The 16,586-nt window shown below is 38.2% G+C and carries 3 protein-coding genes; all 3 read left to right on the top strand.

All coding sequences use genetic code 11. The annotated features are described in order from the left end of the window. Nucleotides 1-855: 855 nt before the first annotated feature. From FLAPXU55_RS06185 to FLAPXU55_RS06175, 3 genes are read left to right on the top strand one after another with little or no spacing between them, the layout of a single operon-like run. Nucleotides 856-13,533, top strand: a complete 12,678-nt coding sequence (locus FLAPXU55_RS06185; RefSeq protein WP_180856995.1) for an Ig-like domain-containing protein — start codon at nt 856-858, stop codon at nt 13,531-13,533. A 44-nt stretch (nt 13,534-13,577) separates the two neighbouring features. After that, a complete protein-coding gene (locus tag FLAPXU55_RS06180) occupies nt 13,578-14,510 on the top strand; it encodes a PorP/SprF family type IX secretion system membrane protein (protein ID WP_053472130.1) in 933 nt (310 codons plus the stop codon). 11 nt (nt 14,511-14,521) lie between these two features. Next, nucleotides 14,522-16,459: an OmpA family protein gene (locus FLAPXU55_RS06175; protein ID WP_180856994.1), complete on the top strand. Its 1,938-nt coding sequence runs from the start codon at nt 14,522-14,524 to the stop codon at nt 16,457-16,459. Nucleotides 16,460-16,586 lie beyond the last annotated feature (127 nt).

Here is a 16,586-nt window from a genome sequence, read left to right as displayed (position 1 = left end):
ATTTTATACTTGTTTTATTCTTTTGTTTTTTTTAATTTTAGAATACAAAAGTTAAACAAAATATTTTTTAGGTTTTCTTCAATAAAAATCAAGAAAAATTTATCTGTTGAACTTTTAAGATCAAAATATACTATATAATAATTATAATCGAATCGGCTTTATAATAATAACTTTAATCGCCCTGCTTATGGAACTGACATTTACTTTCTTTATTATTGAGTTTGCATTAGGTCTTCATATTATTTTAGCTTTATATTTTATTATTCTGAAGAAAAACAAACTTCTTCACTCTTTTGATTATCCTTCTTTTGTTACACACTTTTTTCAAAAGTTTTTAATATTCAATTCTAAATATTTAAAGTGTTGTCTGCATTGCGTAGACGATCATGTTGTCTGTTAAATTTTGTTTTAATGTACAAATCTTTAATGTCTAATTGATTCAATTTAGATTTTGATTTTAGAGAAGTCAAAATCATAGAAAGAGTAATCAACTTTCTATTTGAAATTGATTAAATATTATTGAATTAAAATTCTCCCCCCCCTACACTTTAAATTTTCTTTTATGAAAATTAATTTTAAAACAAATCACTTCATTTGGAAGATTGGTGTAGATCAATATTTCCTAAAAGTTTCGAGATTTTTTTTGTTTGAAGAAAATAAAAAGGACTCAATTGTATACTTCGGTATACCAGACACAACGTAATTTTTTTAATGAAAATTTAAACTATAGTCTTTATGTGCTAAGGATTTGTTTTAGAGTTTAACTAATTGATTTTTAATGTTTTTTTTAATTGCCTAAGCATACGTGCTTATGGCAGCAGGTATTTTATTGTCCATTTTCTAATCTTCCAAATTATGAAAAAAAAATTTACTTTTTGTAGTCTCAACTTTCAGAAGAGATTATTCGGACTATTATTTTTATTCCTATTATGCACGAATTCATTTGCGCAGACTATTTGCAGACCTACGTCTCAAACAAATAGTCAGGGCGGATTATTGTGTGTAGGATTAAATGTTGATAGTCCGGCCAACGCTTATGACAGCGCGGGCTTAACGACTTTTGCAACCCTGACAAATGCTGTTGGAGTAGGCTGTTTCGTCGAAGAAACACTGACTTTGAACCAGACAGCAAGAGCAGGAGATCAAATTGCAATTTATTTTGGTACAGGAAATGGTTTGCTGGATGTTGGATTGCTATCTAATGCATCTCTTCAAACTAAATTGTCTGGCGTAAATGTAGGTTCAAGTGTGGCTTTAAATAGTCCGCTCCTGAACTTAAATTTGCTTTCAGGAAATACTGTAGCAGTTGCAAAGTACACTTTAACAGGTGATGCAAATCAGGTTCAAATTCAGGTTGGCGGACTTTTAAGTCTTTTAGTCAGCTTACGAATTTATGATGTCCGATTAGAATTTGCACAGCCAACAGTTGCCGGTGGTTTAACGCAAACGGTTTGTGCCGGGGCTACACCAACCCTTACAGCAACTCCCGCTGCAGGAACTACACTTGCATGGTATAGCTCAGCAGCGTCGACAACACCATTAATTACAGGAAATAGTTTTACAACTCCTGCATTAAATGCTAATACTACTTATTATATTGGTATTTCCAGAGCTGCCGGATGCGAAGGCAATGTTCGAGTACCAGTTGTTCTTAATGTTTCTAATCCAGTTGCACCAGCTGTTAACAACGCCGGAACTACTATTTGTTCTACAGGAGCAACACAGCAGACTACTTTAACCCTTTTAAATCCTATTCCCGGAACAACATACTCCTGGTATTCTGTTTCAAGTGGAGGAGTAGCATTAGCAACGGGAACAACATATTCACCTACAGTACCTTTGGGTACTACAACTTTTTATGTAGAAGGAGCGATAGGCAGTTGTGTAAGTCCTACGCGTACTACAGTCAATGTAGTTTCTACAGCAGTTCCTGCAACACCAACTGTTTTGACACAAAGTGTTACGATTCAGTCAGGTCAAAATGCAACTTTAAATGCAACAACTTCTGAAGTTGGTGCACAATTAAATTGGTATGATTTACCTACAGGAGGGACACCAGTTGCAACAAATACACCAACTTTTATAACACCTATTTTAACTGCAACAAAAACATATTATGTTGAAGCTCAAAGTCCAAACGGAAGTTGTGTTAGTGCAGTAAGAGTTCCAATAACCGTTACGGTTCAGCCGGCAGCTTTAGGCGGATGTCTTGAAGCCAGCAGTCAGCAAACAACACAAAATGGTTTATGTTTATTGTGTAGTTCTACAAATCCAAATAATTCGGTAGATGGAAATCCTGCAACAGCAGCGAGACTTACTGTTCCAATTGGTTTAATTAATGGATGGGTTCAGCAGACATTACAATTTACTAATCCGGGTAAAACGGGTGATATTGTTGATGTTGAATTAGAATTACCAGGGGGATTAGCTGATCTTTCCTTGTTAGGAGCTGTTAGTCTTGCAACGTATAATGGAGCAACTTATAATAATGACAGGGTTTCAATTAACAATCCGTTAATTACTTTGCAATTATTAAGCGGAGATCGTTTTAGAGCAAGCGTAGTTGCCGGAGCCAATTTTGATCGTGTAGAAATTCGATTAGGAGGTTTGGCAACAGTACTGACAAATTTAGATATTTATCAGGCAACTTATAGATATAAAGCTCCAGTTATAACAGGAAATACAACTATTTGCAGCGGACAAACGACAACATTAACTGCTGCTCTTGCAGTTGGTGAAACTGTTAATTGGTATAGCGCTGCGACTGGCGGAGCTTCACTAGCTTCTACAGCTGCATTTACAACTCCGGCTTTAACAACAGCAACAACTTATTATGTTGAAATAACAAGAAATGGCTGTGTTAACAGTGAAAGAAATCCGGTTCAGGTTTTAGTAAATAATCCTGTATTACCGGTAATCGATGTTTCTCCATCAACAATATGCAGCGGAGGGACAACGACTTTAACGGTTCAGACTCCGGTGGCAGGTACTACTTATAATTGGTATGATGCTGCATCAGGAGGAAATTTAGTATTTACAGGAACTTCATTTACGACACCGGCTTTAACAGCAAATACAAATTATTATGTTGAAGCAGTTATTGGAAGTTGTTCAACACCAACACGTACGGCTGTAAATTTAACGGTAACTCCTTTACCAGCGGTGCCAACTTTTGCTTCTCAGGATGTTATTATACAATCTGGGCAAACCGTTACGTTATCCGTTTCGAATCCGGTTGCGGGCGTTTTCTACAATTGGTATGATGTTGCAACAGGTGGTTTACCTATAGCTACTAATACGCAAACGTATACACCAAGTCCAGTTTTAACAGCAAATAAAAGCTATTATGTTGAGGCAGTAGATGTAGCAACAAATTGTGCAAACCCAGTAAGAGGAGTTATTAATGTAATTGTAATAAATACTATTAGTACTTGTTTACAAGCCAACTCTCAGGTTATTGCAAGAGGAGGAGTAGTTTTAGGCTGTATTACATGTACATCAGCTAATGACGCAGCTTCTGTTGACGGCAACAATGCAACAGCAACTACACTTACAATTCCATTAGGATTATTGGATTACATACAGCAAACATTAACTTTTACATCTCCGGGTCAAGCAGGGGATATAATTGATGTTGAGTTAGGAATTCCAGTTGGTTTACTGGATATTAGTGCTCTTTCTAATATTAGTTTACAAAGTTTTAATGGAGTAACTCCTAATGCAGATCAGTCTAATATTAACAATCTTGTTAATGTTCAGCTTTTAGGTGGTAACCGTTTTAGAGCAAGCTTTGTTGCTGCCGGTCCATTTACAAGTGTACAAGTTCGATTAACAGGAATACTAAGTGCACTTGTATCTTTAGATATTTATGATGCTTCTTACAGATTTCCAAATGCAGCAATTACAGGGGCTTCAGCACCAATTTGTTCAGGACAGACAGCTTCTTTAACAGCATCTTCAACAGGTACAGAAACCTTTACCTGGTATGATGCTCCAACAGGCGGAAATATTGTAGCTGTTAATCCAACGCTTCCATTAACTTCTACTACAACATATTATTTAGAAGGAACTCGTGGAGGAACTTGTATTAATAGTTTACGTCAGGCTGTTACAGTTACAGTACTGCCAATTCCTACAGATGCTGATGTTATAATTGCAACTCCAGTTGAGGCGACTTGCGCCGGAGGTGCCGTTTTAACTCCAACATCATCGACAATTGCAGGAGCAGAGTTTAAATATTATACAGATCAAAATAAAACTCAGGAAATTATAACAGGAACTACTGTAGCAACTCAGCCGGGAGTAACATTTACTAAAGATGCTATAACAGGAGAACTTACTATAGCAGGTTTAAATGCTGCAGGAACACCTTATAATTATTTTGTATCCATTTTAAATGGCGGAACTTGTGAAAATGTAAATGGATCATTAAAACAAGTAACCGTTAACTTCCCTTTAACTACTGTTTTAACTGTAAATGCAACGTTAGCAGGTTGTGGAAGTGCTAATTTAGGAGATGCGATAACTAATTTTGATTCAACAGGAAATACAACTTATACTTTTTATGATCCATCAAATAATGTAATAACTGCAGATGCTGCAGCTAATATTACATTAAGTGGTGTTTATTCAATTTTGGCTCAGGGTAATGGAGTTACTTGTCCATCTGTACAGCAATCTGTAACGGTGACAATAAATGCATTACCGAGTTTGGTTGTAACAAACCCATCAGAATCAGTAAACATAGGGTCAAATGTTACGTTAACAGCGACATCAACCGGAACAATTTCGTGGTTTGATCCGCAAGGAAATGCTTTAACAGGCCCAACATTTACTACCGGAGTTTTAAATACACCGGGAGTTTATACTTATACAGTTGTTGCCAGCGACGGAATTTGTTCTGCAACTGCAACTAAAGTAATTAACGTAATTGATCTTAGTAACTGTCAATCTTTAACAGAAAGAGTTTATGCAACTGCACAAACAATGGGATCAATAGTTACAGGAACGGTTACTGACGGAGCAAATGCAGTCGACGGTGATCCGCAGACATTTTCTACAATTACAACTGGTTTAGGACTTTTAGGAGTGGGCACAACCTGGCAAAATTTAACTTGGCCAGCACCAATTGCAAAAGGAACACCAGTAACTATTAAATTGGGTTCTGAATTAAGTTTATTAGCAGTAGGTCAAAATTTATCAGTAATTGGAACAATTGGAGGAGTTGATATTGGAACAATGCAGTCTGTATCAGGTTCTTTATTGAATTTAATTTCTGGAGATAATACCTATGAATTTACTTTTGTTCCTTCAGATGCTTCGGGTCCGCAGGATTATGACGGAATACGTATTCAGTCAGCTTCACTATTAAGTGCAGCCCAAAATACAAAAGTATTCGACGCACATTATAACAGATCAGTTTCAAGTGTAGCTTGTACGCCTGGAGATATCCGCGATATTTTTTACGGCGCAGCTGATTTAGGAATTGGAGCTGTCACAACTGCAGTAGGAGTAAACGATGCATGGAATATTGCAGACAATGACATTACAACTTTTGCAACAATGTATAGCGGATTGGGAGTTTTGGCTGCTGCCGATTTAACGGTTGAATTCAAAACACCATCTGTTGTAAGTGATACACTAAGAATTGTGATCTCAAAACCGGGAGCACTTTTAGATGTTAATTTATTGACAGGATTTAGTATTCAGCGTTATTTAGGAAGTGTTGCCGTTGGGGCGCCAATTCAAAATACAAGTACGTTATTGAGCTTAAGATTATTGCCAGGAAACTCAATGGCAGTAGCTCTTGTTTCTTCACCAACAGAAGTTTACGATAGAGTAAGAATTCGTTTGGGAGGAGTTGCTGGAGTATTAGATTTCTTAAGAGTTCATACAGTAGAAAGAGTTGCAAACACAACCGTAATAGGAGCCGATCCGGATAATAAAATAACGGTCTGCCCGGGAACAGATATAACGCTTCAAATACCCGAAGAAGCCTGTTCAACTTATATTTGGTATGATGCACCAACAGGAGGAACTGCACTTGCTACAGGAATTACTTATACAGTACCGGCAAGTTTAACAGCAGGAATCTACAAATACTACGTTCAGCCAGTACGTTATGGCTGTGAAACTTTTGCAAGAGGAGAAGTAACAGTTGAAATCAAAGCTTCTGCTCCGGTAAATGCATTAACAAATATTACTTTAAATGGAGGAACAACAACTTCAATTTGTTCTCCTTCAGGAACGGTAACTTTAGCAACAAGTTTAAGCGGAACACCAGTTGTAACAAATCCTGTTTATTACTGGTATAGCTTTAACGGAACTACCGCTCAGTTGATTCCTGGAGAAACAACTGCACAGTTAATCGTTAACGGATTAGCTCCGGGAACTTATACCTATTATGTAGGAGTTAGCGGAGATCAATTTTGTGAAACTACAGTTGCAGACAGAAAACAAATTACATTCACAATTCTGCCTCCTTCAACTGTAAATGATATTTTAGTTGATGATTTAACAGTTTGTCACAGCGTGCCAGCATCATTAACTCCAACTGCACCAACATTAACAAATCCGGTATTTACCTGGTATTTAGATGCAGCGAGAACACAGCCTATAACAAATGGTTCAGTTATAGCAGGAGTTACGTATACAATCAATGCTGCAGGTGTTTTAACCGCTGTAGGATTAACAAAAGCAATGAGTCCAATTACTTATCACGTGGCTGTTGCCAGCGATAATACTTGTGAAAATCTTGCAGGAACTTTACAAGATGCCGTAATTATCATAAGTGATCCAAATACGCCAACAACTACAGATACTACACAAGATTTCTGTTTAGTTGATGCACCAACAATTGCAAGTATTCAGGTAAATGAATCAAATGTAGTTTGGTATAATGTTTCAACAGGAGGAACAGCGATTCCATCTACAACAGCAATAACAACAGGAACTTATTATGCGGCGGCAACAGACGCTATTACAGGTTGCGAAAGCAGTGTTAGATTAGCAGTTGCAGTAAGTGTAACTGATCCAGGAACACCAACTACTACAGATGCTACACAAGATTTCTGTTTAGTTGATGCGCCGACAGTTGCCGATATTCAGGTAAACACGCCAGGAGTTGGAACAATAGTTTGGTACACAGCTGCTACAGGCGGAACAGCGATTCCAACTACAACAGCATTAGTAACAGGAAACTACTACGCTTCAATTTTAAATGGAACAACCAACTGCGAAAGCAATGTTAGATTAGCTGTTGCAGTAAGTGTAACAGATCCTGGAACACCAACTACTACAGATGCTACACAAGATTTCTGTTTAGTTGATGCGCCAACCGTTGCAGACATTCAGGTAAATACACCAGCCGTTGGAACCATAGTTTGGTATGCTGCTGCTACAGGCGGAACAGCGATTCCAGCTACAACAGCTTTAGCAACAGGAAACTACTACGCTTCAATCTTGAACGGAACAACAAACTGCGAAAGCAATGTTAGATTAGCCATTGCAGTAAGTGTAACTGATCCGGGAACACCAACAACTACAGATGCATCACAAGACTTCTGTTTAATTGATGCTCCAACAGTTGCGAATATTCAGGTAAACACACCAGCTGTTGGAACCATAGTTTGGTACACAGCTGCTACAGGCGGGACAGCGATTCCTACTACAACAGCATTAGTAACAGGAACATATTACGCTTCAATTCTAAATCCAACAACAAACTGCGAAAGCAATGTTAGATTAGCCATTGCGGTAAGTGTAACCGATCCTGGAGCACCAACGACAACAGATGCCACACAAGATTTCTGTTTAGTTGATGCACCAACCGTTGCCGATATTCAGGTAAACACGCCAGCGGCAGGAACCATAGTTTGGTATACAGCTGCAACAGGTGGAACAGCGATTCCTACTACAACAGCATTAGTAACAGGAAACTACTACGCTTCAATTTTAAATGCTACAACAAACTGCGAGAGCAATGTTAGATTAGCAGTTGCAGTAAGCGTGACTGATCCGGGAACACCAACGACAACAGATGCCACTCAGGATTTCTGTTTAATTGATGCACCAACCGTTGCTAATATTCAGGTAAATACACCAGCAGTTGGAACAATAGTTTGGTATACAGCTGCGACAGGCGGAACAGCGATTCCAACTACAACAGCTTTAGCAACAGGAAACTACTACGCTTCAATTTTAAATCCAACAACAAATTGTGAAAGCAATGTTAGATTAGCAATAGCCGTAAGTGTAACTGATCCGGGAACACCAACTACAACAGATGCCACACAAGACTTCTGTTTGATTGATGCGCCAACCGTTGCTGATATTCAAGTAAACACACCAGCAGTAGGGACAATAGTTTGGTATACAACTGCTACAGGCGGAATAGCGATTCCAACTACAACTGCTTTAGCAACAGGAACATACTACGCTTCAATTCTAAATCCAACAACAAACTGCGAAAGCAATGTTAGATTAGCGATTGCCGTAAGTGTAACAGATCCGGGAACACCAACTACTACAGATGCAACACAAGATTTCTGTTTAGTTGATGCACCAACAGTTGCGAATATTCAGGTAAACACACCAGCTGTTGGAACCATAGTTTGGTATACAGCTGCCACAGGTGGAACAGCGATTCCAACTACAACAGCATTAGTAACTGGAACATATTACGCTTCGATTCTAAATCCAACAACAAACTGCGAAAGCAATGTTAGATTAGCAATAGCCGTAAGCGTGACTGATCCCGGAACACCAACTACTACAGATACAACACAAGACTTCTGTTTAATTGATGCGCCAACCGTTGCCGACATTCAGATGAATACACCTGCAGTAGGAACAATAGTTTGGTACACAGCTGCTACAGGCGGAACAGCGATTCCAAATACAACAGCTTTAGTGACAGGAGCTTATTACGCTTCAATTCTAAATTCAACAACAAACTGCGAAAGCAATGTTAGATTAGCAGTTGCAGTAAGTGTGACCGATCCGGGTACACCAACTACAACAGATGCAACACAAGATTTCTGTTTAATTGATGCGCCAACTGTTGCAGACATTCAGGTAAACACACCAGCTGTTGGAACAATAGTTTGGTACACAGCTGCTACAGGCGGAACAGCAATTCCAGCTACAACAGCATTAGCAACAGGAACATATTACGCTTCAATTCTAAATCCAGCAACAAACTGCGAAAGCAACGTTAGATTAGCCATTGCGGTAAGTGTAACCGATCCAGGAACACCAACCACTACAGATGCAACACAAGACTTCTGTTTAATTGATGCTCCAACCGTTGCCGACATTCAGGTAAACACACCAGCAGTTGGAACCATAGTTTGGTACACAGCTGCCACAGGCGGAACAGCAGTTCCAGCAACAACAGCATTGGTAACAGGAACATACTACGCTTCAATTTTAAATCCAGCAACAAACTGCGAAAGCAACGTTAGATTAGCCATTGCAGTAAGTGTAACCGATCCGGGAACACCAACTACTACAGATGCAACACAAGATTTCTGTTTAGTTGATGCACCAACCGTTGCCAACATTCAGGTGAATACGCCAGCGGTAGGAACCATAGTTTGGTACACGACTGCCACAGGCGGAACAGCGATTCCAGCTACAACAGCTTTAGCAACAGGAAACTACTACGCTTCCATTTTAAATCCAGCAACAAACTGCGAAAGCAATGTAAGATTAGCCATTGCAGTAAGCGTAACCGATCCTGGAACACCAACAACTACAGATGCAACACAAGACTTCTGTTTAATTGATGCACCAACAGTTGCCGACATTCAGGTTAACACACCGGCGGTAGGAACAATAGTTTGGTACACAGCTGCTACAGGCGGAACAGCGATTCCAACTACAACAGCTTTAGTAACAGGAAACTACTACGCTTCAATTCTAAATCCAGCAACAAACTGCGAAAGCAATGTTAGATTAGCAGTTGCAGTAAGTGTAACTGATCCTGGAACACCAACCACAACAGATGCCACTCAGGATTTCTGTTTAGTTGACGCTCCGACAGTTGCCAATATTCAAGTTAATGAAACTAATATAGTTTGGTACAGTACAGCAACAGGTGGTACAGCAATTCCTGCAACAACTGCTTTGACAAATGGAACTTATTATGCAGCCATTTTAGATCCAACAACAAATTGCGAAAGCAATGTTAGATTAGCAGTTGCAGTAACTGTAACAGATCCGGGAACACCAACAACGACAGATACAACACAAGATTTCTGTTTAGTTGATGCGCCAACCGTTACCAACATTCAGGTGAATGCACCAGCAACAGGAACAATAGTTTGGTATACAGCTGCGACAGGCGGAACAGCAGTTCCAGCAACAACAGCATTAGTAACAGGAAACTATTACGCTTCAATTCTAAATCCAACAACAAACTGCGAAAGCAATGTTAGATTAGCAATTGCCGTAAGTGTAACAGATCCTGGAACACCAACAACTACAGATGCTACACAAGATTTCTGTTTAGTTGATGCGCCAACAGTTGCTAATATTCAGGTAAACACACCAGCGGTAGGCACAATAGTTTGGTATACAGCTGCCACAGGTGGAACAGCAATCGCTTCTACGACAGCTTTGACTACAGGTACTTATTATGCATCAATTTTTAACGGAACAACAAATTGTGAAAGTGCGGTAAGATTAGCTGTTGCAGTAAGCGTGACTGATCCTGGAACACCAACCACTACAGATGCAACTCAGGATTTCTGTTTAGTTGATGCACCAACAGTTGCTAACATTCAGGTAAACACACCAACCGTTGGAACCATAGTTTGGTACACAGCTGCTACAGGCGGAACAGCCATCCCAGCTACAACAGCATTAGTAACAGGAACATATTATGCTTCAATTCTAAATCCGACAACAAACTGCGAAAGCAATGTTAGATTAGCTGTTGCAGTAAGTGTAACAGATCCGGGAACACCAACTACTACAGATGCTACACAAGACTTCTGTTTAGTTGATGCGCCAACTGTTGCCAATATTCAGGTGAATACACCAGCAACAGGAACAATAGTTTGGTACACAGCTGCTACAGGCGGAACAGCAGTTCCAGCAACAACAGCATTGGTAACAGGAACATATTACGCTTCAATATTAGATCCAGTAACAAACTGCGAAAGCAATGTTAGATTAGCAGTTGCAGTAAGCGTGACCGATCCGGGAACACCAACTACAACAGATGCAACACAAGACTTCTGTTTAATTGATGCGCCAACCGTTGCCGACATTCAGGTTAACACACCAGCGGTAGGAACAATAGTTTGGTACACAGCTGCCACAGGCGGAACAGCGATTCCAACTACAACAGCATTAGTAACAGGAACATATTACGCTTCAATTCTAAATCCAATAACAAACTGCGAAAGCAATGTTAGATTGGCAGTTGCAGTAAGTGTAACAGATCCGGGAACACCAACTACTACAGATGCAACACAAGACTTCTGTTTAGTTAATGCACCAACTTTTGCTAATATTCAGGTAAATGAATCTAACATTGTTTGGTACAGTACAGCAACAGGCGGAACAGCGATTCCAGCTACAACTGCCTTGACAAATGGAACTTATTATGCAGCCATTTTAGATCCGGCAACAAATTGTCAAAGTGCTGTTAGATTAGCAGTTGCGGTAAGTGTAACAGATCCTGCTACACCAACAACTACAGATGCTACACAGACTTTCTGTTCTGGAAACGCACCTACAGTTGCTAATATTCAGGTAAATGAAACAAATGTAGTTTGGTATACAACTGCCACAGGCGGAACAGCAATTCCAGCAACAACAGCTTTGGCAACAGGTAATTATTATGGAGCGATTCAGGATCCGGTAACAGGATGTGAAAGCAGCGTGAGATTATTAGTTGCAGTTACAGTTGGAAATACAGTTAATCCAACAACGAACAACGCTGCGCAAAGCTTCTGTTCAACAGCTTCACCAACAATTGCAAGCATTCAGGTAAACGAAAGCAATGTAACATGGTTTAGCTCTGCAACTGGCGGAACAGCAATTCCGGCAACTACAGCCTTAACATCAGGTATTTACTATGGAAATATTGTAGATCCGGCAACAGGTTGTGAAAGCTCAACTCGTTTACAAGTTACAGTAACAGTAACAGATCCGAGCCCAACGCCAACTACAACAGATGCTACACAAGATTTCTGTTCAATAAATGCACCAACAGTTGCTAATATTCAGGTAAATGAAGCAAATGTGATTTGGTATACTTCTGCTACAGGCGGAACAGCAATTCCAGCCACAACAGCTTTAGCAACAGGAACATATTATGGAGCTGTAGCAAGTGCTATAAATTGTGAAAATCCAGCAAGATTAGCAGTTGCAGTAAATGTAAATACTCCGGGTATTATTACAACGCCAAATACAACACAAACGTTCTGTTTATCTAAATTGCCAACATTAGCCAACATTTTAGTTAACGAGCCAAACGTTGTATTCTACGCCACTGCAACAGGTGGAACACCACTTCCGGCAGGAACATTACTAACAGCAGGTACGTATTACGCTGCCGCACTTAGTAACACAACAAACGGATGTGAAAGCGCGACAAGATTGGGTATTACAATTGCCTTTGAAAATGATGCTTTAGTACAGCTTACAACTACAGACGACACACCATGTGTTTTCCAAGGAGTAACATATTCAATTGCAAATGGAAAATCAAATTATGTTTGGTCAGTTACAAACGGAACAATCACTTCTGGCGGAGGAACTGCAGACGGATCTGCAACAATCTCATGGTCAGATATTGGACCGGGAAGAGTTGAGGTTACTTACACAAATACTTGTGACGAAACCACAACTAAATTCCTAAACGTAACAGTAGCAACATGTTCTGATTTAACAATTACGAATGTGGTTGATAATCCAACGCCTAATTTTGGAGACAACGTAACATTTACGATAACAGTAAACAATGTTGGCGAAGGAAGTTTCATCAATACACTTGTTAGTGATTTATTACCAACAGGATATAATTTAGTTAGCTCTAATACATCAACAGGAACATTTAATCCGGCAACAGGACTTTGGACAATTCCAACACTGCCAGCAGGACAAAGTGTAACGTTAACAATAGTTGCAGAAGTACTTTCAAGCGGAAACTACTTAAATGTTGCTACTATCGAAAACTCAACTCCTTTAGATGTCGATGCAACAAACAATTCAGCTTCAGCTTCGGTTGAGCCAATTTGTTTAACAGTTTACAATGAGTTTACACCAAATAATGACGGAGCTAATGACTTGTTTAGAATTGATTGTATCGAAACATTCCCTAACAACGAGTTAAAAGTTTTTAACAGATATGGTGCATTAGTGTACAGCAAAGCACATTATGAGAACGATTGGGACGGAACTGCAAATGTATCCGGAGTAGTTAATAGAGGAGATATGCTGCCAACAGGTACTTATTTTTATGTGATTACCATTGGAGATGGAACGGTTAAAAAAGGATGGCTGTCAATAATGAGATAACATTCTATTAATCATCTAATTAATTAAACTAAATAAGTATCGTTATGAAACTATATATAAAACCATTAGAAACGTATTTCATTTTAATATGTTCTTTTATTACAGTTTGCGTCAGTGCACAACAAGATCCTCAATATACGCAGTATATGTATAATACAATGGCGGTAAATCCGGCTTATGCCGGATCTACCGGCACTCTCGAAGCCACACTTTTACACCGTTCACAATGGGTAGGAATTTCAGGAGCACCAGAAACACAATCGTTTTCCATTCACGGACCGCTTTCAAATGAAAAAATCGGTCTAGGATTGAGTGTAGTTAACGACAAAATTGGTCCTTCCAATGAATTATACCTTGACGGAAACTTCTCTTATTCATTACCTCTTGGGTACGAAAAAAGATTAGCATTTGGTATAAAAGCAGGTATGAGAATGCTAAATATAGATTGGTCAAAAGGAAGATATTACAATGATAATGATGTTCTCCTAAACCAAAATATAGACAATCAAATGAAACTAGCAGTAGGAGCCGGAATTTACTATTACACAGAAAAATGGTATTTAGGATTCTCTATTCCAAGTTTTATTGAAAACAATTATTATGATGATGTACAGGAATCGATAGATTACGATCGTTTACATTATTATTTAATGGGAGGATATGTTTTTGATTTGAACCCAAATTTAAAGTTCAAACCAGCATTTTTAGTAAAAGCAGTAAGCGGAGCACCGATAACTGCTGATGTATCGGCGAATTTTATGATTGCTGAGAAATTTGTTATTGGAGGATCATACAGAACAGATGATTCTGTAAGTATTCTGGCAGGTTTTCAAATATCACCTAGTTTTTATCTAGGTTATGCTTTTGATTACACCACAAGTCAATTGAATAAATACAACGATGGAACACACGAATTCATCTTGCGTTATTCATTCAACAAAGGACAAAGCAAAATTAAATCTCCTCGATTCTTCTAAAAACAAAACATATGAAAAAATTATATATCCTAAGTTTAGTCTTGAGCATTACGTTTAGTTTTGCTCAAAAGACTAATTTAAAGAAAGCAGATGCTTTGTTTAGAAATTATTCCTATACAGATGCATCAAAGGCTTACGAAGAAATATTACAGAATATTAAAAGTCCGTCGACACAAACATTAAAAAATGCCGGAGACTCGTATTATTTTATTTCTGATGCACGAAATGCCCTAAAATGGTATAGAAAACTATACGAAGCACAGGGTAATAACCTAACGGATATTTACTATCTAAGATACATTCAAACCATGAAAGCAGTCATGGATTATGATGAAGCAGATAGGGTAACAAAAGAATATCTGGATAAAAAAGGAGATCAAAAGGAAATAGACCGTTATGTTGCCCAGAAAAAGCAATTAGATAGTTTAGCGAAAGCAAAACCACTGTATCAAATTAAAAATCTGGATATCAATACCGGTAAATCTGACTTTGGGACCACATTTTTTCAGGAAAAAATTGTCTTTACTTCGGCGAGAGATACAACCAAGTTTAGCGAAAAACTATACACCTGGAACAATCAGCCCTTCCTGAATTTATATGTTTCTGAAAGAAATCCTGCAGATGGAAGTCTCTTCAACGAAAGTTTATTCATTCCAAACGTAATGAGCAAATATCATGAAGCAACAGCTACATTTGATGCAGCAGGAAAAACAATTTATTATACAACTAACATTTTAAAGAAAAACAAATTAGTTGTTGATGGCGATAAAGTCAATAATTTTCAAATTGTTAAAGGAGATGTTGTAGATAATAAATTAGAAAATCCGCAAAACGTATTCTTTAGCAGCGATGATTATTCTGTTGGGCATCCTTCTTTAAGCGATGACGGAAAATGGCTTTTCTTCGCATCAGATATGCCGGGCGGATTTGGTGAAACCGATTTGTATGTGGTGAAAATTTCAGATGACGGAACAATGAGCACGCCGCTCAATCTGGGACCAAAAATTAATACAATTGGTAATGATCTTTTTCCTTATTACAGAAACGGAATGCTTTATTTTTCTTCAGATGGACACTATGGCTTAGGAGATTTAGATGTTTACGAAAGCAAATTTTTATCAGACGGAACTTTTACAACACCAAGAAATCTTGGTGCTCCAATAAACAGTAACAAAGACGATTTTGCTTATATCGTAGATAAGTCAGACAGTTACGGATATGTTTCATCCAACAGAGCAGGAGGAAAAGGCGACGATGATATTTATTCTTTCGTAAAAGGAAAACCGGTTTGTAACCAAAGTATTTCGGGAATTGCCGTTGACAGAAAATCGAAACTTCCATTATCAGATGTTACTGTTATGGCTTACAATTCTTTTAAAGAAGTTTTAGGTGAAACCAAAACAAACTACGAAGGAAAATATGCCATTGTGGTTCCATGTAATAAATTGGTTAACATGATTGCTGCCAAACCAAATTACAGCAGCGACGAAAAAACCGTAGAAACTACAAAAGAAAATGAAGGCGAAATTCCAAATATCAATTTTGAACTTAGCAATTATGACGATTTAGTGGTGAAAAAGAAAGGTGTTGAAAAAGTAGATGTTAACCCAATTTACTTTGACTACGACAAATACGACATTACACCTTTAGCAGTCGAAGAATTGACAAAAGTAGTTTTCATCATGCAGAAATTTCCAAACATCAGAATCAAAATTGAATCACATACAGATTCAAGAGGGAAAGATGCTTATAATTTAAAACTTTCAGATAACAGAGCAAAATCAACAAGAGATTATATTATCTCGCAGGGAATTGACGCTTCAAGAATCGAAAGTGCCATTGGTTACGGTGAAACCCGATTAATCAATAAATGCAAAAATGGAGTGAAATGTACTGAAGAAGAACATTTGTTAAACAGACGCTCCGATTTCATCATTATTCAAAAATAGTACTATATTTGTGATCTAATTTATTGATAATCAGATTTTAAGATATAGAACGTAGAAACCATTTGGAAGTTGGTTTTTTAAAATTCTTTTTTAAGAATAATGGACAAGGAGAAAATCAGGCCGCAAA

This window comes from Flavobacterium panici, from assembly GCF_903819335.1.
GTDB classification, from domain to species: domain Bacteria; phylum Bacteroidota; class Bacteroidia; order Flavobacteriales; family Flavobacteriaceae; genus Flavobacterium; species Flavobacterium panici.
Note: the sequence above shows the minus strand (reverse complement) of the source record. Positions and strands in the feature narration are given on the sequence as shown.